Origin of the sequence: Natronorubrum sp. A-ect3 (genome assembly GCF_041821125.1) — an archaeon.
In the GTDB taxonomy this organism is placed as follows: Archaea; Halobacteriota; Halobacteria; order Halobacteriales; family Natrialbaceae; genus Natronorubrum; species Natronorubrum bangense.
Map to the genome: position 1 here is coordinate 12,539 of NZ_JBGUBB010000006.1, position 24,115 is coordinate 36,653.

General features: G+C 56.9%; 21 protein-coding genes and 2 pseudogenes. 11 read left to right on the forward strand and 12 right to left on the reverse strand.

What is annotated here, in order from left to right:
* Positions 1-130: 130 nt before the first annotated feature.
* The 6 genes from ACERJA_RS15970 (at position 131) to ACERJA_RS15995 (ending at position 3,957) form a co-directional block, all read left to right on the forward strand.
* The gene (locus ACERJA_RS15970; RefSeq protein ID WP_373609247.1) at positions 131-433 is read left to right on the forward strand and encodes a hypothetical protein; all 303 of its coding nucleotides are present in this window, start codon (positions 131-133) and stop codon (positions 431-433) included.
* A 59-nt stretch (positions 434-492) separates the two neighbouring features.
* Complete coding sequence (locus tag ACERJA_RS15975; protein WP_373609248.1) at positions 493-864, forward strand: helix-turn-helix domain-containing protein; 372 nt, start codon at positions 493-495, stop codon at positions 862-864.
* A 202-nt stretch (positions 865-1,066) separates the two neighbouring features.
* Positions 1,067-2,122: a hypothetical protein gene (locus ACERJA_RS15980; protein ID WP_373609249.1), complete on the forward strand. Its 1,056-nt coding sequence runs from the start codon at positions 1,067-1,069 to the stop codon at positions 2,120-2,122.
* A 6-nt stretch (positions 2,123-2,128) separates the two neighbouring features.
* A complete protein-coding gene (locus ACERJA_RS15985; RefSeq protein WP_373609250.1) occupies positions 2,129-2,662 on the forward strand; it encodes a plastocyanin/azurin family copper-binding protein in 534 nt (177 codons plus the stop codon).
* 269 nt (positions 2,663-2,931) lie between these two features.
* Positions 2,932-3,324 carry a cupin domain-containing protein gene (locus ACERJA_RS15990; protein ID WP_373609251.1) on the forward strand — a complete coding sequence of 131 codons (393 nt, stop codon included), beginning with the start codon at positions 2,932-2,934 and terminating at the stop codon, positions 3,322-3,324.
* 339 nt (positions 3,325-3,663) lie between these two features.
* A complete protein-coding gene (locus tag ACERJA_RS15995) occupies positions 3,664-3,957 on the forward strand; it encodes an amphi-Trp domain-containing protein (protein ID WP_373609252.1) in 294 nt (97 codons plus the stop codon).
* On the opposite strand, the gene dpsA is transcribed toward ACERJA_RS15995, so the two are convergent.
* The 3 genes and pseudogenes from dpsA to ACERJA_RS16010 all read right to left on the reverse strand — a co-directional run bounded on the left by dpsA (position 3,954) and on the right by ACERJA_RS16010 (position 6,639).
* The gene (gene dpsA, locus ACERJA_RS16000; RefSeq protein ID WP_373609253.1) at positions 3,954-4,499 is read right to left on the reverse strand and encodes a DNA starvation/stationary phase protection protein DpsA; all 546 of its coding nucleotides are present in this window, start codon (positions 4,497-4,499) and stop codon (positions 3,954-3,956) included. The genes ACERJA_RS15995 and dpsA overlap by 4 nt on opposite strands.
* 143 nt (positions 4,500-4,642) lie before the next feature.
* Positions 4,643-5,848: a threonine synthase gene (thrC, locus tag ACERJA_RS16005; protein WP_373609254.1), complete on the reverse strand. Its 1,206-nt coding sequence runs from the start codon at positions 5,846-5,848 to the stop codon at positions 4,643-4,645.
* Positions 5,849-5,953: 105 nt separating this feature from the next.
* A pseudogene (locus tag ACERJA_RS16010) lies at positions 5,954-6,639 on the reverse strand (IS6 family transposase).
* A gap of 961 nt (positions 6,640-7,600) precedes the next feature.
* On the opposite strand from ACERJA_RS16010, the gene ACERJA_RS16015 reads away from it, so the two are divergent.
* From ACERJA_RS16015 to ACERJA_RS16035, 5 genes are all read left to right on the forward strand, one after another.
* On the forward strand, positions 7,601-8,719 hold the full coding sequence (locus ACERJA_RS16015) for an amidohydrolase family protein (RefSeq protein ID WP_006066998.1): 1,119 nt from the start codon (positions 7,601-7,603) through the stop codon (positions 8,717-8,719).
* Between the two features lie 4 nt (positions 8,720-8,723).
* Positions 8,724-9,110, forward strand: a complete 387-nt coding sequence (locus ACERJA_RS16020) for a Rieske (2Fe-2S) protein (RefSeq protein WP_006066997.1) — start codon at positions 8,724-8,726, stop codon at positions 9,108-9,110.
* 124 nt (positions 9,111-9,234) lie between these two features.
* The gene (locus ACERJA_RS16025; RefSeq protein WP_006066996.1) at positions 9,235-9,651 is read left to right on the forward strand and encodes a hypothetical protein; all 417 of its coding nucleotides are present in this window, start codon (positions 9,235-9,237) and stop codon (positions 9,649-9,651) included.
* A gap of 162 nt (positions 9,652-9,813) precedes the next feature.
* On the forward strand, positions 9,814-12,681 hold the full coding sequence (locus ACERJA_RS16030) for an FAD-binding and (Fe-S)-binding domain-containing protein (RefSeq protein WP_373609256.1): 2,868 nt from the start codon (positions 9,814-9,816) through the stop codon (positions 12,679-12,681).
* A gap of 152 nt (positions 12,682-12,833) precedes the next feature.
* Complete coding sequence (locus tag ACERJA_RS16035; RefSeq protein WP_373609257.1) at positions 12,834-13,265, forward strand: universal stress protein; 432 nt, start codon at positions 12,834-12,836, stop codon at positions 13,263-13,265.
* A 187-nt stretch (positions 13,266-13,452) separates the two neighbouring features.
* On the opposite strand, the gene ACERJA_RS16040 is transcribed toward ACERJA_RS16035, so the two are convergent.
* The 9 genes and pseudogenes from ACERJA_RS16040 to ACERJA_RS16080 form a co-directional block, all read right to left on the reverse strand.
* A complete protein-coding gene (locus ACERJA_RS16040; RefSeq protein WP_373609258.1) occupies positions 13,453-15,498 on the reverse strand; it encodes a TRAP transporter permease in 2,046 nt (681 codons plus the stop codon).
* An 11-nt stretch (positions 15,499-15,509) separates the two neighbouring features.
* Positions 15,510-16,013, reverse strand: a complete 504-nt coding sequence (locus tag ACERJA_RS16045; protein ID WP_373609259.1) for a DUF1850 domain-containing protein — start codon at positions 16,011-16,013, stop codon at positions 15,510-15,512.
* 1 nt (position 16,014) lies between these two features.
* Positions 16,015-16,968, reverse strand: coding sequence for a TAXI family TRAP transporter solute-binding subunit (locus tag ACERJA_RS16050; protein ID WP_373609260.1), 954 nt, complete (start codon positions 16,966-16,968; stop codon positions 16,015-16,017).
* A 581-nt stretch (positions 16,969-17,549) separates the two neighbouring features.
* Positions 17,550-18,782, reverse strand: coding sequence for a CaiB/BaiF CoA transferase family protein (locus tag ACERJA_RS16055; protein ID WP_373609261.1), 1,233 nt, complete (start codon positions 18,780-18,782; stop codon positions 17,550-17,552).
* A 9-nt stretch (positions 18,783-18,791) separates the two neighbouring features.
* The gene (locus tag ACERJA_RS16060; protein ID WP_373609262.1) at positions 18,792-19,955 is read right to left on the reverse strand and encodes an acyl-CoA dehydrogenase family protein; all 1,164 of its coding nucleotides are present in this window, start codon (positions 19,953-19,955) and stop codon (positions 18,792-18,794) included.
* Positions 19,956-20,129: 174 nt separating this feature from the next.
* Positions 20,130-20,900: an IclR family transcriptional regulator gene (locus ACERJA_RS16065; protein ID WP_373609264.1), complete on the reverse strand. Its 771-nt coding sequence runs from the start codon at positions 20,898-20,900 to the stop codon at positions 20,130-20,132.
* Positions 20,901-21,262: 362 nt separating this feature from the next.
* Complete coding sequence (locus ACERJA_RS16070) at positions 21,263-22,048, reverse strand: SDR family oxidoreductase (protein ID WP_373609265.1); 786 nt, start codon at positions 22,046-22,048, stop codon at positions 21,263-21,265.
* Positions 22,049-22,097: 49 nt separating this feature from the next.
* Positions 22,098-22,889, reverse strand: a complete 792-nt coding sequence (locus ACERJA_RS16075; RefSeq protein WP_373609267.1) for a hypothetical protein — start codon at positions 22,887-22,889, stop codon at positions 22,098-22,100.
* Positions 22,890-23,102: 213 nt separating this feature from the next.
* A pseudogene (locus tag ACERJA_RS16080) lies at positions 23,103-23,726 on the reverse strand (transposase); the annotation flags it as partial.
* Positions 23,727-24,115 lie beyond the last annotated feature (389 nt).

A 24,115-nucleotide genomic window follows, 5' to 3' on the forward strand; every position in this document is an offset into this window, starting at 1 on the left:
TGTCGATGCACCGGCGACGGCACTGCTCGTTCGAAGGGCGTCCGGTTCCGTTTGCAATGTTTATAACGATGGATCACGTACGATAAAGGAGACAACTCCCGATAGCCGCGTATTCGGATCATTTCGAACAATGACAGACACACATTACATCGAACGGAAGGACTTGACCGCCACGGAGATCATCGACGCGGTCGATGCTGGCAGTCGTATCGTCATCGAGATCGAGTTTCTTGGCAAGCCGATTCGAATGGCCATTCGGAAACGAGACGAGACGTACTACTGCGATACGCCCATAAAACTGCTCACATACGAAACCGAAGCGGAGATGCGAACCTGTCTCGAGCGATACCGACTCGCCAAGCCGGAAGAAGAATCCAGCAGCGGGGACGAACTCGAGTTATCCAGCCACAGTGACGGTCACAATCCAAAATAGATCATCAGTGCTGACACACCCTCCTCTATGAGACCCACCACTCGGAGCGATGAGCTGAAATGACGGATCCCGACCCGGAGTTGGACGAGCTAATGCGTCTCGACGATCCGGAGTTCGACCGCGTTCTCGAGTGTGTGTTCGGGATCCATGCCCACGAACGGCGCACGTATTTTGCGCTGCTCGAGCTACCCGGCAGCACGGTAACCGAGCTCGCAGACGAGTTGGATCGCGATCGAAGCAGCGTGAACCGCTCTCTGTCGGCACTCTCGGAAAAGAAACTGATCGAGCGTGATCGAAAGATCCTGGACGGCGGTGGGTACGTCTATCAGTATTTTCCAACGCCGATCCCGGACGCTAAGGAACTGATGCACGAGACGGTCGATCAGTGGGCGGCCCAGGTCCACGAGCGAATCGAGTCGTTCGATTCGTAACGAAGACGCGCTCGAGCAGCCACGGGCTGCCAACTCCTGGGATGCGACAGCGACAGCTAACCCGGTTCGCACAGCCACACGAGGTCGTCGCGTGACGAGCCGTGCAGTGGGAACCGGGATACATATAGCTCTCTCGCGGTACCGTGTCGGTGATGCACTCCCGGGATACTCTCAATCCCTGCTCTCCCAACTGTCTGCTCGTATGCCAACCAACGTATCACGGTCCGTCGACCGCCGTCGATTGCTACAGGTGCTGGGCGCAAGTGGAGCGCTTGCGGTTGCGGGCTGTCTGGGTGATGAGGAGTCCGACGACGGGAACGGAGCTGACGACACGGATGACGGAGCGAGTGACGCCGACGGCGAGGATCCAAACCTCGAGCCAGCGCCAACCGGCGCGGCATTGACGAACGACGAAATCCGTCCGCTCGTCGACGCGTTCGACGACAGGGCGTTCCAGGGCGAACAGAGCGACCCGTTCACGCCGTCACACGTGACGAAGTGGGTGAGCGACGATACGTTCATTTTCCTCCACTTCGACGAGCCGAATCCCGAAGAGGCGAACAACCTGCTTTGGGTCGGCGTCGGAACCAAGGGCGTCTTCTCAGAAGCAGGCCAGCCTGGTCCGGAATTCACGCATTTCCATCAGTACGAGGCAGACGATTGGGATGGCGGGCACGGCGGCGAAGTTGGCGACGAAGGCTACTGGCTCACGCATATCGCCGTCGACGAGTTCGAGAGCCCATTCGGTGAGACCGAACCCGGCGTCGACTACGAGTTCATGCCGACACCGCCGGAAGCGTACGACGGTGATTCAGTGGCGGATTTCGAGGTCGAGGGCCAGGGTGGGCTCGATGACGACGATATCGAGACGCTAATCGACCTCTTCGACGACGAACCGTTCGAAGGTGGACAGGCTGAAGACGGCTATCCGAACGTTCCAGCCCATATTGCCAAGTGGGTCACCGAGGACGTGTTCGTCTTCCTGCACTTCGATGAACCCGACCTCAGAGAGGCGAGCGACCTCATCTACTACGGTATCGGCGTCCGTGGTGAGTTCACAGCGGAAAGTCAGCCCCACGAAGACGACTTCTCCCATTTCCACAAATGGAACGCCGACTCCTGGGACGGCGGCCACGGCGGCCAGGAGGGCCAACACGGCTACTGGCTCGTCCACCACGCCGTTCGACCACTCGAGATGCCGTGGGGTGACGTCGAGGTCGGTGTCGATCGGAACTTCATGCCGACGCCGCTGGAGTGAGTGGAAATGGTAGTGAATCGTTCTGAGTGGACGCGACGGAAACTACTCCGTCGATCTGGAACTGCCACGGTCGTTGCTGTCTCAGCGCTTGCTGGCTGTCTCGACTCCGAGGCTGACGAGACCGATGACACTACGGATGACGGTGAAATGGCCGGCGGTGACAACTCGGACGCCAATTCGTCGGAGACAGATGACGAAGACGACAACGAAAACGACACTCTCGTCGACATGACGGGCGAAGAGACCGTCGAAATCGAACTGATCGACGGCGACGAGAGCGACGACGGCGCGTTCGCGTTCAGCCCCGACCACGTGCAAATCGATGCAGGGACGACCGTCCGCTGGACCAACACCCACGACATCTTCCACACGATTACGTCGACAGACTCACTCGAGCAGAAGTCACCAAGCGATGAGTTCCGAGAAACGGTTTCGGAAGCGGGAGACAGCTACGAATGGACTGCCGACGAATCCGGAACGCAATACTACTACTGTGAGCCACACGCTGGCTTCATGGATGGCACGCTTGAAATCGAGTGATCGTTCGAAAGTGCCGAGTGGTGTGTGGGCACAGACACTGTTGGCACATATTTTCTAGTCGGTCGAACTGAGTTGTGGTACGGTACACATCGGAGGTAATTCCAGCCCGAATAAAATCAGTAACTCCCATATCGGTGTCTCGTGTGGTGTCACGGATGGCGCTCCTCGTCACGCAAAGCGGTCGGTGATCCGAACGACACGGCCTTTGGGCACAAGGAAAGTAATTGAAAACAAGTGAATTTATAATGAACTAGAAGGGACGTATCCGCATGCCACGCGACTACGATCAATCCGCAATTCCATCCGTTTACAACCTGCAAGACATCACGCCGTACCGTGATGAACCGGGGTTCGAACAGGTGCTGTTCCGTGGAATCGACCAGATGGTTGGGTTTTCCCAGGTCACCCCCGAAAAACCCGACGGTGAACCGCACACTCACCCCTACGAGCAGCTGAACATGCTCGTCGAAGGTCGTCTCGATTTCCTCGTCGACGGCGAGCGGGTCGAACTCGAGCCCTACGACACGCTGATGATTCCACCCGAGGTTCCCCACACCTCGCGAGCGGTTGAGGGAGAAACCGCGACGCTGTTAGCATTCTGGCCACTTCGAGAGGACCGACTCGAGGCGACGACCTATCAAGAGGAGTTCCCCGAGCTGTAACAGCCCGTATTGGTCGATCAAGACGGTCATGATCGACTCAGTCGGTTTTTGATGAACTCAGCGAAATAGCAGTTGCTCACAACAACCACAAGCAAGCGTCCACACGGACATTTACACGCGGAACCACCATCATGACCTCGAGCCGTATCGGGGCGTAACGCTCACGTCCAAGACCGTGACAGCGCCACGGAGGCCTTCGAGACCCGCCACATACTCTTGTGAGAGGTCCTCAGTCTTGAAGCGGCAGAGCGCGAGGCGATGCAGGTGGCCGGAGTATTAGTTCACACGTTGACGAACGACCCCAATCGACATACTCACCGACACCGTACGTACTGTTCCATGACCGATGCAGATACAAACTCAAACGAGCGGACGACGATCCGAACTGGTCGCGACTTCGAACAGGAGTACCGCCTCGACGCGAGCGAAGCCGGCTCCTTCCTGATCGCACTGGGTGAGCAGCTTCGTGACGGCGACGAACTGACGATTGAAACCGACGAGTGGGAGCTTCCGTTCGCCTTCGGCGAGCCCGTTTCCCTCGAGATTGACTTCGAGGGCGTCGGCGAGCCATCGCTTGAGATCGAACTCGAGCTTCCGGGACGGACCGACGAGAAAGCGCCCGAAGTCCGTTAGTGGGTCGCCTCCTCGAGAACCAACGTGTCGTCCTCGAGGTAGTGTTCGATGTGGTGGGCGTGTTCTTCGATCGTTACGAGCTGTTCACGGAGCAGCTGTCCCGTCGCGTGGTCACCGAGCGATTCGGCGAGTTCGATGTGGTCGCGGGTGCTCTCGATGATCTCGCCCATCATCTCGAGGTCGTTCTCGAGTGACGTTCGGACGTCGTAGACGTCCTCGTCTTCGGGTTCGACCGTCGCGTTCTCGGCAAGTGTCGTCATGCTCGCGTGTGGAACGCCGCCCAGTGCCTGGAGGCGTTCGGCGAGGGTGTCGGCAGCGGCCTCGACATCCTCGTAGACCTCTTGGAGGAAGACGTGAAGGTCGAGGAACTCCGCGCCTTCGACGTTCCAGTGATGTTTGTGGAGCTGGTGATACAGTACATACGCGTCCGCGAGGTCGGTGTTCAGCGCGTCGATGATCTGTTCGGCCTTCTCGGGCTCGAGTCTCAGTGCGTTCTCTTCGACGGTGCCGGCCTTCTGACGGATTGTCTTTTGGGTGCTCATTACAGTTACTTCTATGTCTTTCACCCACTTAGGTATTATCACTAATCCTATAATTTGGTACGACCCAAAGAAGTATGCTTGCGGAGAGTGGGAAAATTTGAATACGAATCGTAATTCGGGTTTCTGTGGCTGTTTACCCGGGTTCAACTCGAAAGAAGAGACGCGAGCTGTGAAGAAAGAACAGAACGAGAGAGCGTGTTGGTCTGGATAGAGACGTCCCCAGTCCCCATCTCTTTGAATCCGGTTCCAGTCGGCAGTAGGACGACTGTCTCGTCCTCGTCGATTTCGCCGCGGCTGGTCAGTTGGCGCACTCCCGCAAGCGGTGTCGCCGATGCGGGCTCGACACAGAGTCCGCCCCGCTGGGCGAACTGCCGCTGCGCTTTCTGGATGTCGGCGTCAGTGACAGAACACACTGCGCCGCCGGTCTGTCTGACTGCGGTTAGCGCCCGGGTGCCGCTTGGTGGGTTAGGGTTCCCGATAGAGTGGGCGATCGTCTCCCCAACCGCCTCGGCTTCGAGTGCCGAAACCTCGTCCTGGTCAGCTATATAAGCGCGAGTAATGGGATCCGAAGCAGCCGTCTGGACGAGGTAGAGTCGTGGTGGGGTGTCGATCACACCAGCGTTCTGGAACTCGAGTATCCCGCGCCAGATCCCGCTGGCGAACCCACCAGAGCTCGCTGGCAGCGCAATCGCATCGGGGGTGTCAGGAGCCATCGCCTCGTAGATTTCGAACAACGCAGTCTTGTAGCCGCGAATTCGTGCTGGAGCGTCGCTAAGCAGAAACGAGATCGGCAGTTCGCGATTCAGGTCAAGAACTTCATTATACAGCTTGCCGTACTCACCTTCGACTTGGATGATCGTCGGGTCGTACTGTGCAATTAGCTCCAAACGGCTGGCCGGAGTGTCCGTCGGGACGAGCACGACACAGTCAATGCCGAGACTCGCAGCGTGGGCAGCAGTGCTCATTGCCATGTTGCCGTACGAAACGGTCCCAACTGCATCGGTTTCCTGCTGGAGCGCATGTGAGACCGCGACTGCGCTTCCGCGGTCCTTATACGAGCCGGTCGGGTTTTCACCCTCGTCTTTGACATAGATTCGACAGCCAGCGACCTGGTCAAGACGTGGGCTTCGAAGCAACGGCGTCTGTCCGGCAGCAGCGGCGATCCCCTCAGGGCGGAGGTCTGGAAGAGCCGCTGCGTACCGCCACAGTCCAGTCATCTCTCGAGGGCTTGAAAGATCGAATCCTGCGAGATCATCATCGAACCAGAGCGGTTCGCCACACTCACAGCGAACTTGGTTGTCGTCCTGATATCTTCTGTTGCACCGATAGCAGACTGTTGACGTCCCCATAGCGAAACTGGTACTCGAATCGTAATATAACAAGCGCTGTCGATTTCAGTCAGAAGGTACTGTCTAGTTTAGCACCTCCGCTAGCATTCATCATATGAATGACTTTTACGGTCGGTGTGTGCTATGATAGTGCATAGAATGTTCAAGCCAGTTACTGACGCTCGCCCAACGGTCCACCTACGAGTTGTGGAACCGGTCAGCTCTCATCGTCAGGGTGTAAACCACTTCTCGAGTAGGCTTCGATCGACTGTATCACGCTGATCACTCAACCCTAACCAGGAGAATGAAGTCAGATTGCCGTAGCTATTGACCAGGGACACGATTTCGAAGATATCGTGTTTTTCAGTTACTTAATATATGACTGCAGCGCCTGGATCGGTGCCTTGTCGTCCGAACACTGCAACACCGAGCATGAGATTTGAGTCGGGATAAATTGTATTTTTCACCCAATACCATCTGCCCTTGATCTTGACAGTAGTCTTATCAACTACGGCCCACGAGGATTTTACCGTCCTCAGAACGCATCGCGTTCTGATGGGCCACACGAGAGTTCCGCTCTCGTTGACGTCGGCGGGTCTGGCACGCTATCAGCGATCCGACAAACCTATTTCAGATTGCTTGATGAGATCCTCCAACGCGTATCAAGCGACGATTCACTTGTGTCTCCGAATCGAACACACAGTCGAGTGAAGGTGAACGGCGAACACCCTGGCGGGCGTTGCCGTTCGCTTGCGCTCTCGAGAGCCAGCAAATTCCGTCACAGAAGAGTCGCTAAGCAGGACTGCGAGCATCGTTTTAAACTAACTCCACGATCTACTCGTCGCTCAAACTGCCTAACTAGTGTTTTCGCTGCGTCTAGCACACAGTCACAGATGTACTTCGACACTATCGAAATAGAGACGTAATGACTATTTGTGCCCTACCAACACTCTCGAGGCTATACTCACTGATCAGGAAGCCTGTGGAGAGACAGCATCTGGGTTTAACGGAGCGTTTGGCCGGTAGATAGGCTGAGTCTGTGAAAAAGCACCACAAACGACTTTGAGCCTTGGGTTTCGGCAGAGGAGAAATACAACGAGAGACGAGACGGTGAGTCGACACAGATAGACTGCGAACATAACACTGAGTGAAAAGTGTCTGAGGCGCCGGAATTTGGTAGATAGGACTCCGTAAACAGGTGATCAACGGAGCCACCAGTGGCCCCTGTCGAGCGTCGCTCGCTATCTTTTACACCGATACTATTGTAAATCGCTGGCAGTCCCACGTTCTCCAGCAAGGGCACTATTTCGACAGCATCGAAATCTCTGAGGTGCGGACATCACGAGTAGCAGTGTCTCGGTTCCAAAAAGCAGGCGTACTCGAACAAGCGAGGAACATGTTCTTGATCGCCTCGGACGACACAGCAGCTACGCTCGTCCGCCGTGACGGAGCAGAGACAGCGGTGGCGAGAGTGAACGTATCCTAGAGTAGCCACTGACCGTCAGTGCGCACCCGATCGCACGACAGCTGTGCCATCGGTGTGCAACCCGTTTCAGTTGTTACTATAGAACCAGTCGGCATCGGTATCGAACGGACAGGCTGCTCGGGTCCACGGGAAACGGAGCGACTGACACTGGATTTATGACTTGTTGCGGTCGAGCTGGTGCTCGCCAGAACCAGTTGACCGAACAGCGGTGTCATTGCACCCACGCGAATCCCAACAGGGATTAAAAATGATAATAGTTATGTACCATGGGGGAAGACTGACCACTGATGAGCTCTCAATCAACAGAGCCGGCTACTGTTCGGTCACTGGATGATCTGGACGTTATCGTCGACACCGACTTCCACCTGACGGAACGGCAAGAAGACATCTTTCCGTATCTCGAGGATCCGTTCTACAGTCTGCTAAACAGCGAAGGAGACGGTGACGACTACGGCTATCTGGGTCGAGTGTACCCTGCACACGGGATGCTCTACTCGGTGACGGTCGGAAAGGCTGACTCGCCGACGGTTCGAACGTCGGAAGACATCCAGAAAGGGAAAGACCTCATCGAATGGGACAAAGCGATCGCAACCCCGACGCAAAATCTCTATCTCGGTGCGGTCCACCACGACGACCTCGCGGCCGCACTCGCGAAGGCGTACAACCGATGGCTGCTCGACAACATCATCGACACGGATGAGGGTGTCTACGGTGCTGCGATCGTTGCACCGCAGAAACCAGTCAAAGCTGCCGAGGAAGTCGACGATCTCGCCGACGAGTCGGGTATCGCCGCCGTCATGATTCCGAGTGGCTCGGTCGATCCAACTCTCGGCAACGAGGTCTACTACCCGCTTTACGAGGCATGTGAGCGTGCTGGGCTGCCTATCATGATGCACAACGCAGCCGGGACGATGATGACCCGGTTCCCAACGCAGTGGCAGTCACTGAATCGAGCACTCCCCGTTCACGCTACCTCGCACAACATGATGCACCAGGTGAACCTCGCAGACATGCTGACCCAGGGTGTTCCTGTTCGGTTCCCTGACCTCGACTTCGTCATTCAGGAGTCCGGTCTCGGCTGGTATCCATACTTCATGCGACGGTTCGATCACGACTACATGGGAGCGAAGTTCGACGCCCCGATGCTGGAGAAGATGCCAAGTGAGTATCTCCGTGATCAGTTCTACGTGACGAGCCAGCCAGTCGAAGGTGCAGACGATCCCGAGTATCTCAACCAGATCATCCGCCTCTTTGGCGGCGAAGACAGTCTGATGTTCTCGTCGGACTATCCACACTTCGACTTCGACTACACCGATGCGCTGATGAAGATCATGCGCTCGGAGTTCAACGGCGACGAAATCAAGAACATCTACGGCGAAACCGCAGAGCAACTTTACCGATTCTAAGAACATGGCAACAAACACCGAACCACAGAACGCTGACGCTGAAAACCTACACCACGTGACGGCTGCAGACGACATCGAAGACGGAGAACGAGTCGTCGTCGATATCGAAGGTCGAGAGATCGCTGTCTTCTACTCGAACGACGAGTATCACGCCCTCTCGAACTACTGTACACATCAGGGCGGGCCTGCCTGTGAGGGGCTGCTGTCTGGAACGATCGACGTCGACGAAGACAACGAGTTGATCTGGGCGTGTGATGACGAAATCGTGGCCTGTCCATGGCACGGCTGGGAGTTCGATATTACGTCCGGGGAACATCTCGCAAGCGACGACTACCGTCTTCCGTCCTACGACGTCCACGTTATCGACGGCGACCTCTACGTCGAGTTCTGATGGCCATCGCACCCGGCGGTGGCGATCACGGCCAGCGACGGGTGTGGCCAGTTACCAACGTTTTCATACGGAATACATACCAAAGCGCCTGTAACGGATCTCGTCAGGACAATACACGTAATCAATGACAGAGACACCAGACGAACACGATCACGACGCTGTGGAACAACTCCGAGAACTGGAGCGAGCGCACTCGGGCGAGGAAATCGACGTCGACCAGCTGCCAGTGTGGTGGTCTGAGGCTATCGAAGAGTTCCAAGAACACGACCTGCCAGCCTATCGGCCACCGCGGTTCGCCGACGACGTCATCACCCCGCCGGTCGTCGACCGGTTGCAATCCGAGTACGACGCCGAGATTCGCTTCATGGGTGTTGGCGTCGAATACCGCGATTCCTGGGGCGTATACGTCGATGACGAGCAAATATTCACCGTCGGTCGTGAACGCGAACCCGCAGGATACACCCGTTATCAGGTGACGAGCGAGACGTTCGAGCAGAACGTTCGAAATCACTTTGCAGACACAGGAGATGACACCACGTGAGTACGCGACATCCGAATCATAACCGGTCAGAGAACAGTATCGCGCTCTCGAGTCGTCTGACTCGCAGGAACGGCTGGACGGGACACGGTCCAGTCACGGTTGAGTTCAGACCAAACGCCAGAGCGCAGACGAGTGCCAACCAGTACCCGATCATCGCTACTCATGAGTACTGAGATTCCCCACTCTACGGCACCGTCGCTCAGCAAAACGCTCGACGGCGAGATTGACTTCGGCGAAACCACGCGCACCCTCTACTCGACCGATGCCAGTATCTATCAGCAACGACCTGCAGGTGTCGCCTTCCCTCGAACCCGCGACGACGTCCAGCGAGTCGTCGACTTCGCTCGCCAACAGGGCACAAGCGTCACGGCCCGTGGTGCAGGCTCGAGTCTGACTGGCAACGCCATCGGCGAGGGGATCGTCCTGGACTGTTCACGACACATGGACGAGATCGTCGATGTCGATCCCGACGCGAAGACGGTGACCGTCCAGCCAGGTGTCGTTCTCGACGAGTTGAACGATGTCCTCGAGGCAGACGGCCTTTATTTTGCCCCCGATCCGTCGACCTCGAGTACGTGTACCATCGGTGGAATGATCGCCAACAACGCTGCAGGTCCGCATTCGGTCAAACATGGGACGACTCGAGCGTACGTTCAGCGACTCGAATGTGTGCTTGCAGACGGCACTCTCGTCGAGTTCCATCGGCGAGACGGCGCGGAACTCGAGACGGTCTGTGAACACGACGACCGGGCCGGAGCGGTTCATCGCGTGGTTCGCAGGCTTGCACGCGAGCATGCCGAGGAAATCGAGACGCGGTATCCGGACGTCGACCGAAACTCCAGTGGGTACGATCTCGAGACCAGCGTCGCACCGGACGGGTCGTGGGTCGACCTCTCGCGACTCGTCTCCGGGAGTGAGGGGACACTTGCGATTATCACCGAAGCGACGCTACAGCTGACCGACCGTCCCGAGACGCGTGCCGTCTCGCTCGTCTTTTATAACGATCTGATCGCCGCTGCCGACGCTGTGACTGCTGTTCTCGAGACGGAGCCGAGTGCAGTCGAGCTCATCGACGACGCCGTCCTCGGCTACGCTCGAGACGCCTGGGGATTCGATCTCGTGCCCGAGAACGCCGAGGCCGCACTCTTGCTGGAAATCGAGACCACCCACGACGACCAACGTGACGACCTCGAGGCGGCCGTATCGGCTGCTCGAACGAGCGAGACGGTCGACGTCGAACGTGCGTTCGACGAGGAAGCGATGGCCGATCTCTGGAAGGTGCGGAAAGCCTCCAACCCGCTTTTGAACCGACAGCCCGGCGACGAACAGGCGCTGTCGTTCATCGAAGATGCGGCGGTCCCACCCGCTCGTCTCCCGACGTATCTCGAGCGTGTTGGTGATGTGCTCCGAGAGCACGACCTCCAGGCGAGCGTCTTCGGTCACGCCGGACAGGGCGTGCTCCATATCAAACCGTTCCTGAACCTGAAAACGGAAGACGACCGTGAACGACTCCGGTCCGTTTCGGAAGCGGTCCACGAGATCGTCCTCGAGGTCGGCGGCTCCGTCTCCGGGGAACACGGTGACGGACGGCTTCGGTCCGAGCATCTCCCAGCGATGTACGGTGACGAACTCTACAGCGCGTTCTGCGAAATTAAACACACCTTCGACCCTGACGACGTGTTCAATCCGGCGAAGGTCGTCCCTGCCTCGGATGGTGACCTCGCGAAAGTCGACGAAAACCTTCGGTATGAGGGATACGATCCGGAGACCGTCGATACGGCACTCGATTTCAGTGCCGAAGAAGGATTTGGATCACTCGTCGAGCAGTGCAATGGCTGTTCGAAGTGTCGCACATCGGACGGCGGCGTCATGTGTCCGACGTTCCGTGGGACAGACAACGAGGTTGCCAGCACGCGCGGGCGGGCGAATATGCTCAGAGCCGCGATAAACGGCGACCTCGACGAGGAAACGCTTACGAGCGATCACTTCCAATCGGAGGTGCTCGATCTGTGTATCTCCTGTAAAGCCTGCGAGACGGAGTGTCCGACCGGCGTCGACATGGCGAAGCTGAAAACGGAGGCGAAACACCAACGCCATCAGACCGATGGGATACCACTTCGTGCACGGCTGTTCGGAAACGTCCGCACACTCAACCGTCTCGGGTCGACGTTTTCGCCGGTCGCAAACCGTCTCAAAGAGTTCGGGCCAGGCCGTCGGGTTGCCGAGGCCGTTCTTGGCATCGACCGGCGACGGACGCTGCCGGAGTTTGCGGCTGAGCCATTCCCCGACTGGTTCGCCACTCATGAGCCACATCCAAACGCCGGCGAGAACGGCACGGTCGCGCTCTTTCCGGACTGCTATACGGGGTACAACCATCCAGCAGTCGGAAAAGCGTCAGTTCGCCTCCTCGAGTCGCTTGGATACGCCGTTGAAGTCCCTGACGTGGCCTGTTGTGGGCGAGCGCCGCTCTCACAGGGGCTCGTCGAGAAAGCCCGCGGCTATGCACAACAGAACGTCGAGACACTTGCCGAGTACGCCGAGCGAGAGGTCCCGATCATCGGCGTCGAACCCTCCTGTGTAAGCGCGTTCAAAGAGTACGACGACCTGCTCGAGGACACCGTCAACATCCCTGCGATGACGGCGACCGTTCCTGCATTCCTCGTCGACCGCATCCGTGCCGGCGAAATCGATCTCTCTGCCGACGGAAACGACACAGTCGCGTTCCACGGACACTGTCACTCCAAGGCCAAAGGCTGGGACAATGCGCCAGTCGAACTGCTCCGTGAAGCCGGCTACGACGTCCGGCCGCTCGATACGACCTGCTGTGGCATGGCTGGCGCCTTTGGCTACGAGACCGACCACTACGAGCTCTCGATGGCGATCGGTGACGACCTCGAGTCGAAGATCGACGCTGCAGACGCAGACGTCGTCGTCACGACCGGCGCCTCCTGTAGCCAACAGCTCGCAGACAGGGACATCGAGACCCAACACCCACTCGAGTTGCTCACAGCGCTCAGAGAGGATGAGTGAGACACGACGGGTCTAACGATCTGGACCTCCGTCACGCCGATCGGGAGCGTCTTTGTTCGTGTGATCGAATTTGGAGAGACGGTTGCGCCGTGTCTCGGTAGCGATCAGGTGGCTGGCATAACAGTTAACCGCCCCGGTACCAGTTGGGAGATATGGCCATTGTCGCCGCAATTGATCAGTCAGAAGAAGTACAGCACATAATCAACGAAGGCCTCGAGTTAGCTGCCGCGTTCGACGATTCGTTACACATCGTCCACGCAGTTGACTCCACGGAGTTTGCGGAAGCACAGCGCGAACACGTGTCCGAGTCCGCGGATGAAGAGGGGGTGTTGAGCCGCCAGCAGTTCGCCGAAGATCGGCTTCAGGGACTAGCAGAAGACGCAGACGGAAGCGTTGAGATCGCTGGACTCGAGGGTGAGCCTGCTGAATCGATCGTCGAGTACGCGGACGAGCACGACGCACGGTATGTCGTGCTCGGCGCTCGGCAACGGTCGCCAGTCGGAAAGGCACTCTTCGGAAGCGTCGTCCAGTCCGTGATTCTCTCACTGGACCGTCCAGCAGTGATCGTCCAGGCCGACGACTGATACTCTCGAGAAGTTCCGTTTGTGACGAGCGGGCCGGTCGAACGGCTTCGCTGACAGCGGTTTACATATCCTGTTGATCTCGTTCGAGAATCCGATTTTCGAGCGAAAACGAGGGTCGTTCGTGCTGTCGCGGAGTCCCACAGAACCCTCGAGCAACAGACTCGAGCGGAAAAGACAGACGTGGGAGCTACCGGCTTGTCGCAGATGCGAACGGAAGGTTACCGTTGACTGCCACGTACTGCCGGAGGAACGTCACGAGGAACACCGCCAGTGCAACCACGTCCGTAAGAAGCCCGGGCATCAACAGTCCGAGTGCAGCGGCAAACAACACCAGACGCTCGGGATTCGATGCATCAGTGACAAGATACGCTTGCGTCGACGCCGACAGCGCAATCACGCCAATAATGGCGCTCGTCGCTGCGAGTGCGATGTCGACCGTACTGCCGATAAGGATCAGTTCGGGCCCGTAGACGAACATAAACGGAATGAGGAAGCCGGCAAGTGCGATCCCCATCGCGGTCGCACCCGTCTTCCACGGATCGGACTCGGCGATGCTGGACGCAGTGAAGACTGCGAGCATGATCGGTGGCGTGATCGCGCTGATAATCGCGAAGTAGAAGATAAACAGATGCGCTGCGAGGAGTTCGACGCCAAGGTTAGTCAACGCAGGTGCGCCAAGAGCTGCCACGACGACGTACGCAGCCGTCGTCGGCAGACCCATTCCGAGGATGATAGCGGTCACCATCGTCAACAACAGCCCGATGATGAGGACACCGCCGGAGACACTCGAGACGATTGCACTGAACTGGAGGCCGAGTCCGGTAAGCGTGACGACACCGACGACGATCCCAGCCGTTGCACACGCTGCTGCAACGATCAGTGTCATCCGAATACCTCGGTCAAACGCGTTGACGGCAGCGGTACCGTACGCCGTAGCGAGTGACGTGGCCGTCGACCAGTCCCCGTTTTTCACCGCCAGAAGGAACTGTTTCACGCCTGCAATCGGCGTCGCAACGACGACCGTAATCAGAATCGCGAGAAAACCAGCGTACATCGCGGTATATCCCGCGGCAAGGAGGTAGACGAGCCCGATTATCGGGAGCGTAAAGTGGGCACCGTCACGAAGCAACTGTTTCGAGTTGGGTAACTGATCGGCTGGCAGCCCTTCGTAGCCTCGCTTTTTCGAGCGGAAATGGACTGCAGTTCCGACAGCGAGGAAATACAAGAGTGCAGGGATAACGGCTGCAGCGATGATCTCGACGTACGAGATTCCAGTCCAGACAGCCATAATGAACGCACCGGCACCCATCACCGGCGGCATAATCTGTCCGCCACTACTTGCTGAAGACTCCACAGCAGCTGCATAGTGATCGTCAAACCCGGTTCGTTTCATCAACGGAATCGTGAACGCGCCGGTGGTTGCGGTGTTCGCGACAGCACTCCCGTTGAGACTCGCCATAAATCCGCTCGCGATCACCGACGTCTTGGCTGGCCCACCAGATAGCCGGCCTGTAAAGCCGTATGCGACGTCGATAAACCAGTCACCGATTCCACTCACCTCGAGGAACGCCCCGAAGATGATGAACAACACGACGAACGTCGCACTCACGCCGAGTGGGATGCCGAAAATACCCTCGGTGGAAAGATACAGGTGGGAGATTATCCGTTCGTATCCGTAGCCACGATGGGCGAACATTCCAGGCATCATCGGGCCGAACACCGCGTAGGCGAGGAACGCACTACCGATCGCCGGCAGGATAATACCTGTCGTTCGGCGTGTCATCTCCAGTACGATCAGAATGGTCAACGCACCAAAGACGAGGTCCAGAGTCAGTGGTTGCCCCGCGCGTTGAGAGAGCGTCCCGTACTGGATTGCGTACGTGAGATACAGCACGCTCGGTATCGTTATTGCGACCAGAATCCAGTCGTACCACGGCACGCTGTCCGATGGTTCGCCAGTGTGTGCCTCATACCAGATGAACACGAGCGTCGCCGTGAAAGCGAGGTGTATTGGTCGGTTGACGAACGCCCCTGGCACGCCAAAACCTGCAGTGAGCGTGTGATAGAGACCGAGTGAAACCGCGATTGCAACTGCTAACAACCGAAGCCGACCACCGATCGAGCGTTTCGCTGTTCCACTCAGATAGCTCCCCTTCTGATCGGGTGTTACCTCCGCTTCAAGACTCAATCCATCGTCGTCCGCGTCCCCGCGTGTCTGTTGATTCGTGGTCATAAACAGTCAGTTTAAATTCGTGATTGTACTTCGTACGTGATATACTCGAGATACGTGACGTTCTCTGCAGAGATCGTCATCGTTTCCCAGGGCTCAGTATACGTCTGCAGCGATCGGTTCTCATCGGCGATGAGTAGCCGTTGCTCGGTCGTTGCCGCCGTCCGAACGGAGAAACTGCCGATCTCGCGGTCGACATCGGCAACTGTCCATCCATCTACCTGCCGCGTTTCGCGTTCGAACTCGAGTCCGGCAGCATAGTAGTCGTACTCTTCTCGCACCTGGACGATTGACGTCTCGTCGACAGTGTACACTTCTCGAATCTGTGTCTTCTCCGAGGAGTGGACGTACTCGATCGAGAACTCTTCGCCGTCATCGATCGGATACACCGCACGTGTCTCACCGGACTGACCGTGTTCGACGTGTACGACTGTACCAGCAGGTACCGTCGCAAGCACGATGCAGACGACGAGTGCGAGAGCAGATGTCAGTGCGACAGCAACGCGAGCAGATACCATTCTAGAGGTTGTCGTCGAAGTAGTCCGCAGCGCCAGGATGAAGATCAATTGGACCGTCATGTACGGTCTCCTCGAACTGTCCGGCGACTTGATGGATTTCCTCGAGGTCATCGAGGTTCGTGAAGATCGCCTCGACGATGTCATAGAGCAGTTCATCATCCATATCTTCGTGGACGATCATCGTGTTAGTCACGCCAGGGTTGGCGATATCCTCGTCCTGGTCTGGATACGTCCCGGCAGGGATTTCTGCAACCGAGTAGTACGGCAGTTCTTCGGTGATCTCCTCGAGATCGTCTTCTGGGAAGTCAATCAGTCGAACATCTCGCTGTGAGGCGAGTTCTTCGATCGACGACGCTGGATAGGCAACGCTCCAGAATCCAGCATCGATGTTGCCGTCTTGCAGCGCACCGGACGTCTCCGAAAACGAAAGCCGCTCGGCGTCGATGTCGTCGAAACTCAGTCCGTACCAGTCAAGCAGTTCTTCAGCAATCACTTCGGTCCCGCTCCCGGGGGCGCCAACGCTTACGTCTTGCCCTTCGAGATCGTCCAGTGTCTCGACATCTGAGTCCTCCGGAACAACCACCTGTGTGTGATTGATGTACGCACCAAACGCCGACTTGAGTGGTACCTCCTCGTCGAAGTCACCCTCACCGTTAGCAGCCAGCTGGACCGTGTTTCCAAGGGCCAGCGCCATATCCATCTCGTCGTCTCCGACAAGTCTGGCGTTCTCAGCACTTGCACCCGTCGATTCGGCTGTCGCATCGACGTCCAGTTCCTGATTCAGAATGTCTGCCATTCCACCACCAAGTGGGTAGTAGACACCACCAGTGCCACCAGTACCGATCGTCAAGAACTGCTGGTCACTCCCGAGACAGCCTGCAATCCCAGTTGCTGCACCGATAGCCGCCGTACTTTTCAAAACACGCCGTCTACTAACACGGTTATCGTTATACATAGACAACTGTGGAAATACAATGCAATTATAAATAATTTCCGAAGGAGTATTCAAAAGGCAGTTATATTAGACATTGTTTTATTGGAATGAATTTAGATACCATAAATTCGCTTGCTATTAGAGGCAATTATATGAGAAGCTAACAAAACGTATGATCGAATGATGTTCGATCACATAGTGTTATCTCCGATAGCGACCCAGAATGAACACAGATGTATGAATAACGTTGCACGGAGAGTGCAATCTACTGAACAATAGTGAACAATAGTTCGCATGACAGCTCACTTCTGTCGTGGCATCCGATTCAGCACGAGCACCACCTGCATGGCCGCACGCACTATGGGTGACCACTTTCGATATGATCGAATAGTAACTTTCAACGCACCACTCGAAAATATACTCGAGAGCGGAGAGGCCGCGTCGCTGCACATCGCTGTCGAGGGCACGGTCAAACGAGTGCGATGGGCACACAGTGACAGGAACGCTCTCGAGAGCAGGCCCCGTGGTATCCGACTCAACCACTCAGCGAAGGCCCTCAGCAGGAGCCTCGATATAGCCACCGCCGGTCGCGGATCGCTGCGTCAGACGATTCCGTCGGCTTTCAACTGCTCGATCTCGCGCTCCGAGTAGCCGAGCTCGGCAAGTAGCGGCTCCGTATGTTCACCGAGTTCGGGCGGATGGCTACGGATCGTCGACGGCGTTCTCGAGAGGTTCATCGGACTGCCTGCCATATCGATCGTTCCAACAGTCGGATGCGTGACCTGCTGGTGCATGCCGCGGGCCTCGACCTGTGGATGGTCGAAGACGTCTTCCATATCCGAGACCGCGCGAGCCGGCACGTCGTTGTCCTCGAGCAACGCGACAAGAGCGTCCGTCTGGTAGTCGGCGAGTTCCGCCTCGAGAATATCCTCGAGTGTGCTTCGGTGTTCGACCCGATCAGTGTTCGTCTCGAAGCGTTCGTCCTCGAGCAGGTCGTCACGATCGAGTGCCAGACAGAGGTTTCGCCAGAGCTTCTCCGAGGCGGCTGCCACGACGACGTACCCGTCTCGGGTCGGGAACGCCTGGTACGGAACGATCGTCGGGTGTTTGCTCCCCATTCGACCAGGTGACTCACCTGTCGCAAAGTAGTAACTAGCCATGTAGGACATCCAGGCGACCTGTCCATCGAAGAGGCTGACGTCGACTTTCTGGCCGCCACCCTGGAGTTCTCGGTGGAACAACGCAGCGAGGATTGCCTGTGTGGCATACATCCCAGCGCCGATATCGGCGATCGCGACACCGACTCGAACGGGTGCGCCGTCTGCTTCGCCGGTGATGCTCATCAACCCACCCTCTGCCTGCATGATCAGGTCGTAGGCGGGTCTCTCAGCGTATGGTCCCCACTCTCCGTAGCCGGAAAGCGAACAGTACACAAGCTCTGGGTTTTCCTCGGCAAGGTCTTCGTAACCGAGTCCCCACTCCTCGAGTGTCCCAACCCGGAAATTCTCGACGAAGATATCGGCATCACTCACGAGTTCGCGCAAGAGGTCGCGTCCGTGTTCCTCCTTGAGGTTGAGCGTGACTGAGCGCTTGTTCCGGTTGACGCTAGCGTAGTAGGCACTTACCCCGTCACCGTCGGGACCGTCGAACTGAGGCGGATACCACCCACGGGTCTGGTCGCCGACGTCCGGTCGTTCGACTTTGATTACGTCAGCACCCAGATCAGCCAACTGCATCGTACAGAACGGGCCAACCAGAACTCGAGACGCGTCGATGACGGTGATCCCGTCCAGTGGGCCGTTCTCTTCGTCCGGCTCCTGTGCTTCTCCAACCATTCTCAGGACTCACTCATAGGCCGGAATGCCGGTGAGGTGCTCACCGATGATCAGGGTGTGGATATCGTGTGTCCCTTCGTAGGTGTACACAGTCTCGAGGTTTGCCATGTGGCGCATCGGCGAGTAGTCACTCGTGATGCCGTTACCGCCGAGCATCTCGCGGGCGACTTTCGACTGTTCGCGGGCCATGCGGACGTTGTTCCGCTTTGCCATCGAGATGTGCTGTGGCTGGAGGTCGCCTCGCTCTTTGAGGTCGGCCAGACGATGGGCAAGCAACTGGGCGAGGGTGATCTGGGTCGCCATCTCCGCGAGTTTCTGCTGTTGAAGCTGGAAGCGACCAATCGGTCCACCGAACTGCTCGCGGTCTTTCGCATACTGGCGTGCCGTCTCGAAACAGTCTCGAGCAGCGCCGATCACACCCCAGGCGATGCCGTAGCGAGCCTGAGAGAGACACGAGAGTGGGCCTTTCATTCCTTCGACGCCGGGCAGGACGTTCTCCTCGGGAACGTGGACATCGTTCAGCCCGATTTCGCCGGTGATAGATGCTCGAAGCGAGAGTTTCTCGGTGATCTTGTTCGTGCTGACGCCGTCGCGGTCGGTCTCGACGAGGAACCCTCGTACAGGATTGTCAGCAGCGGATCGGTCACGCGCCCAGACGATCGCGACGTCGGCAATCGGGGAGTTCGTGATCCACGTCTTCGATCCGTTCAGGACGTAGCCGTCAGCGTCGCGTTCGGCGTACGTCTCCATCGCCGTCGGGTTCGAGCCGTGTTCGGGTTCGGTAAGGCCGAAACAGCCGACTGCTTCGCCGGCTCCGAGCTTTGGGAGCCACTCTTCTTTCTGCTCCTCGCTGCCGTAGGCGTGGATTGGATACATGACGAGTGCGCCTTGGACTGAGGCCATCGAGCGCAGGCCAGAGTCACACGCCTCGAGTTCCTGCATCAACAGCCCGTAGGCCGTCTCGGAGACGTTTGGCGAGCCGTACCCCTCGAGATTAGGCGCGTAAAATCCCATCTCGCCCATTTCGGGGATTAGCTCTGTCGGGAACGTTCCTTCCTCATAGTGTTCGGCAATGTTCGGACGGACACGCTCGTCGACGAACTCCTGTGCAGTCTCGCGAATAAGTTGTTCTTCTGGATCCAGATCAGCCTCTAAATCGACGTAATCGAGCATCACATTGTAAGGTATAGACGGTAGTGTAATAACCCTTTATATCAAAATGCTTTCATCCGGGCGGTATTTCGAGAGGCTCAGCAGACGGGAGCAGAGCGTCTCAGAGAAAGATCGTCAATTAATATTGATATTTAATGATTCAAGTTGGCAACTCCCGTTCACAACACGAAGAGATCAGGCATACGTGAGCTTGAGTTCGATCTCGTTTACCGCTCCAAGAAGGAGATCAGAGATTTCGTCTCTAAAGTACTCGCCGGTCAGTCGCTTGGCTGGTCCCGCAACGGAAACCGCTCCATAGGGACGTCCATCGACGACGATCGGTGCACCGATTGCACGGATCTGCTCGTGTGACTCGCGATCATTAAACGAAACGCCCCGCTCGCGGATCGTCTCGAGTTCTTGGAGTAGCTGATCACGTGATGTGATCGTCTGTTCAGTAGCGACGGGAAGGCCAGACGAGTCTAGAATCTGTGTCACTCGTTCGTCGGGCAGGTGTGCAAGGATTGCCTTGCCAGCAGAAAGGGTATGCAACGACTTGCGCTTCCCGACCCAGGAGTTCGTCGGGACACCGCGTTCGCCAGTGAGTCGCTCGATATACACTGCACGATCGTACTCCTCAACGACGAGATTCACTGCTTCGTCAGTTTCGGCGACCAGTTGCTGTAATGCTGGCTGTGAGACCTCGATCAGCTGCTGGTAATACTCTTTCGCTCGTTTGCCATGGTTGAGGAATTTTAACCCCAAATAGTATCCGTCAGCTCTCTCGATAACATACTCCTGATCTTGGAGCGTCGAGAGATGCTCGTGTGCGGTACTGTTGGCAATACCAACCGAGTCAGCGATTTCTGTCAACCGAGCAGGCTGTTGGTCGTGCAGCACTTCGATGATCTCGAAAGCGGTCTCTGCTGCTTTGATCCCCCCGTTCTCGCTTGACCCAGGTGGCATTTCTATACCAACAAACAGACAATTATCACATATTTCTTTCTATAACGACCAGATCGTCTGCCCCCATCCGTCCTATTTTGTAAACGGGAACAGTATGTGATTATGAAATATTTGATATGTTGGATGACAGAGTGTATAGACAACGAGGAATTCGATGTGCTAACCACACCGTGACGGGGTCTTCGGCCTCGAGTTCAGTGCTATCCCGTCCAGCCATCGACAAGTCCGTGTGGTGATCACAAAGTTCGGCGGTGACGAAATCGAAGTGGTGTACCAACAAAAGACGAGACGGTCTACCTGATTGCCCTAGTGAGACGTATCGCCGAGTTCGAGCAGTTCGACACCGTCGAAATCAACAGGTCTCACAGGTTCGCTCCTGTTGACCCGCCGTCGATCAAAATGCTCTCACCGTTGATGAACCCCGATACCGGTGATGAAAGAAACGCGACAGTGTTCCCCAGTTCCATCGGATTGCCGATCCGCTCGAGGGGATTGCTTGCCCAGTCGTCGAGCCCCGCTTCGTAGGAGTCATACTCGCCGCGATCGACCGCCTGTTCAACGAGTTGCTCGATTCGTTCGGTCTCGTGTGGGCCAGGGAGCACAGCGTTCGCTCGTATTTCAGGGGCGAACTCTTGGGAGAGCGTCTTCTCGAGTCCGATAACACTCATCCGCACAGAGTTCGAGAGAACGAGGCTGTCGATAGACTCCTTGACGCTTCTCGACGTGATGTTCACGATCGTTCCGTCGCCCTCGCGCAGATACGGTTCAGCCTCTCGTGCCAACCGCACAACGCTCATCACGAGGAGATCGTACGCCTCATACCAGTCCTCGTCGTCGGTCTCGAGAAACGGTCCGGAAGGCGGTCCGCCGGCGCTCGTCACGAGATGGTCGATGCCACCGAACTCGTCGACGGTCGTCTCGACTAACGCCTCAATGTCGGCTTCGTTCGTGAGGTCGCCCGATTTGGTGACGATAGTGCCGGTGGCCACGTCTTCGATCTCCGCTTTTGCTTCCTCCAACCGAGCCTCGTCGCGTCCGTTGATGACGACGTTCGCACCTTCTCGAGCGAGTGCCTTTGCCGATGCTTTGCCAAGGCCACTCGAGGACGCCGTGACCAGCGCCGTGTTACCGGTGATTTGTAACTCCATTTCGCTCGTGGTTCTCGATGACCGATCCAAAAGGTTGGTGTTGCGGCAATCAATCCTCCCGTCGGGGTTCGTCGTCCTGAGACCACTTATCCGCCGGATCAACTGGCCTGACAGCGCGGGCCAGTTCCGCCTCGGTGTAGTCGCGGTCCTCGAGTTGCATACTCTGGAGGCGCCACTGGCGACTCAGTTCCGGCTCACCGTCAGGACCAACTCGTGCCCCGTGGGTTCTGAAGAAGGCCCCATCTCGGCCGAGTCGCGTTCCCTCGTAGGTATGTTGGTCGAACGCAACATCGTACTTTCCATCGGGCTCGAGTTCGTCGGCGGGATGCTCATAGCGCGGCTCACGGCCCTCTTCACGTGCGCTCGCGCGCTCGTCGGAAAGTTCGCTGAAGAAATCGTCTGCGTGTGCAGACTCTCGAGATGACGGTGCTCGAGCAGCCGCAAGCGCAGCGTGAACTGCACAGAGACGTCCGCGCCAGGAGTCTTCCGACCAGCGCTCGCGAGCCAGTTCCTCATAGCGACTCACTACGAGCGCAACGTCGTGACCAGCGCGCAGGTCTTCAACGACGTAGAGATTGATTCGATCCCAGAAGTTCCACGCATATCCCGATCGAACCAGCTCCCACGCAGCCCATGCCGCAGTCTCCTCATCCGACCGGCGAACCGCTTTCTGGAGCAGGCTGGAAACGGTATATCGGTTCACCCCTGATTTCGTCTCGTTTTCCGCAAGTTCGTCGCCGAAGTCGGTACAAGCGGCCTCTGAACTGTCGTCCGTGTCGTCAGACTCGTCTGTCTGGAGCTCACCGCCGGAGCCGAACCGTGCCTGTTTTCGATCGTCCATACGCACACTGTCGGCCGGACCGATTTTACAGTTTTGTGGTCAAACGGGCCCAGCAATGGTTCAGGCGGAAAAGAACGTCAAAAGTCGACCCCTTGCTCTCGGAGACTCTCCGCCGATCATCGGGATTGTATATTCCTGATATGAGAGTCGCCTCGCGTGCATCGAGTTTCGCGCACCACCCAGTACCATGATCAAGTCATCTTCGAACTCTTAGCATAACGCAAAGGTGAAATGTTTTGCGTGCTCGGCAGTGACAGACTCTTCGAATCGAGAGAAGAAGCGATCGCCGTTTTCGGTGATCGCGCCTAACGGACACGTCCAGTCGCGTTGACCAGATAATTCGACAGCTGGCTGCGTACCGCAGGGAAACCACGCGGCACGCGGCTCAGCTTGCGCTGATTTCTTGGTTTGATCGATAAAGACTACGATGGCGTCCGTCTCCCGCTATTTTTGAGTTCCTCATGAAACGTTTCTTAGTCGGTAGCATCAGATTCAGCGGCTCTACGGCGTGGTTTTGATAGCCCAATCCCGCTTCTTTGGGTGGCCGCCGACAACTTGGGGTTGAGTACTCGGTGTCGTACGTTTCTTCCAGATACTGCTGGACGGGCGTCGGTGTTCACGCCGGCGCGTCGAACTCAACTTCCGCAGAAGATTCGTGGACAGATTCTTCAAACGCTTTTGCTTGTTTCCTGAGAGCTTTCTATTTCTCCCAGATCAGTGATCATCAGTAACAGCCTGCTCAAGCGACTCGACAGACGAGTCGCTTGAACCAGTACAGATTGTCTATCGCTGAACGCCGTACCACTCGGCGAGCTCAGTCTGCTTGACATCCTCCCGCGCCTGAAGGCGTCCCCAGCACGCAGAGCGTTCTGGTGTGCGAACGAGACACAACTGTCTCGTTAACGCGGGTATTCTCCTCGTGTTTTATTTGCTCTCCGACAACCAATCTATGCGTTCTCCGACGACTCTTGAACAGCCTCTACAGTCTTTTTCGCACCTGTTTTCGAGGAGATACACTCGACACCCGGGGTGGCGACGGCTTCTCTTTTCATTCGACAGGTGGGGTTAATCCACAGAGAACATGGTCAACTTTCTGCTCCACTTTGATTTAAACGGGTAATAATATTAGCAATTCAAATTGCAGAAATATACTACCTTTCAGAGCGAAGAGAGTATCTACAGTTTACTACTTACGGAGTCTGCTTTAGTAGCATTTAATAATATCT

What these genes read in the sequence shown, in the direction of transcription:
- ACERJA_RS16040 (WP_373609258.1), bottom strand. Translation starts at nt 15,498, where the DNA reads ATGACCACGAATCAACAGACACGCGGGGACGCGGACGACGATGGATTG.
- dpsA (WP_373609253.1), bottom strand. Translation starts at nt 4,499, where the DNA reads ATGAGCACCCAAAAGACAATCCGTCAGAAGGCCGGCACCGTCGAAGAG.
- ACERJA_RS16075 (WP_373609267.1), bottom strand. Translation starts at nt 22,889, where the DNA reads ATGGACGATCGAAAACAGGCACGGTTCGGCTCCGGCGGTGAGCTCCAG.
- ACERJA_RS16065 (WP_373609264.1), bottom strand. Translation starts at nt 20,900, where the DNA reads ATGCCACCTGGGTCAAGCGAGAACGGGGGGATCAAAGCAGCAGAGACC.
- ACERJA_RS15990 (WP_373609251.1), top strand. Translation starts at nt 2,932, where the DNA reads ATGCCACGCGACTACGATCAATCCGCAATTCCATCCGTTTACAACCTG.
- ACERJA_RS16025 (WP_006066996.1), top strand. Translation starts at nt 9,235, where the DNA reads ATGACAGAGACACCAGACGAACACGATCACGACGCTGTGGAACAACTC.
- ACERJA_RS16020 (WP_006066997.1), top strand. Translation starts at nt 8,724, where the DNA reads ATGGCAACAAACACCGAACCACAGAACGCTGACGCTGAAAACCTACAC.
- ACERJA_RS15980 (WP_373609249.1), top strand. Translation starts at nt 1,067, where the DNA reads ATGCCAACCAACGTATCACGGTCCGTCGACCGCCGTCGATTGCTACAG.
- ACERJA_RS16055 (WP_373609261.1), bottom strand. Translation starts at nt 18,782, where the DNA reads ATGGTTGGAGAAGCACAGGAGCCGGACGAAGAGAACGGCCCACTGGAC.
- thrC (WP_373609254.1), bottom strand. Translation starts at nt 5,848, where the DNA reads ATGGGGACGTCAACAGTCTGCTATCGGTGCAACAGAAGATATCAGGAC.
- ACERJA_RS15970 (WP_373609247.1), top strand. Translation starts at nt 131, where the DNA reads ATGACAGACACACATTACATCGAACGGAAGGACTTGACCGCCACGGAG.
- ACERJA_RS16030 (WP_373609256.1), top strand. Translation starts at nt 9,814, where the DNA reads ATGAGTACTGAGATTCCCCACTCTACGGCACCGTCGCTCAGCAAAACG.
- ACERJA_RS15975 (WP_373609248.1), top strand. Translation starts at nt 493, where the DNA reads ATGACGGATCCCGACCCGGAGTTGGACGAGCTAATGCGTCTCGACGAT.
- ACERJA_RS16070 (WP_373609265.1), bottom strand. Translation starts at nt 22,048, where the DNA reads ATGGAGTTACAAATCACCGGTAACACGGCGCTGGTCACGGCGTCCTCG.
- ACERJA_RS16045 (WP_373609259.1), bottom strand. Translation starts at nt 16,013, where the DNA reads ATGGTATCTGCTCGCGTTGCTGTCGCACTGACATCTGCTCTCGCACTC.
- ACERJA_RS16060 (WP_373609262.1), bottom strand. Translation starts at nt 19,955, where the DNA reads ATGCTCGATTACGTCGATTTAGAGGCTGATCTGGATCCAGAAGAACAA.
- ACERJA_RS15985 (WP_373609250.1), top strand. Translation starts at nt 2,129, where the DNA reads ATGGTAGTGAATCGTTCTGAGTGGACGCGACGGAAACTACTCCGTCGA.
- ACERJA_RS16015 (WP_006066998.1), top strand. Translation starts at nt 7,601, where the DNA reads ATGAGCTCTCAATCAACAGAGCCGGCTACTGTTCGGTCACTGGATGAT.
- ACERJA_RS16050 (WP_373609260.1), bottom strand. Translation starts at nt 16,968, where the DNA reads ATGTATAACGATAACCGTGTTAGTAGACGGCGTGTTTTGAAAAGTACG.
- ACERJA_RS16035 (WP_373609257.1), top strand. Translation starts at nt 12,834, where the DNA reads ATGGCCATTGTCGCCGCAATTGATCAGTCAGAAGAAGTACAGCACATA.
- ACERJA_RS15995 (WP_373609252.1), top strand. Translation starts at nt 3,664, where the DNA reads ATGACCGATGCAGATACAAACTCAAACGAGCGGACGACGATCCGAACT.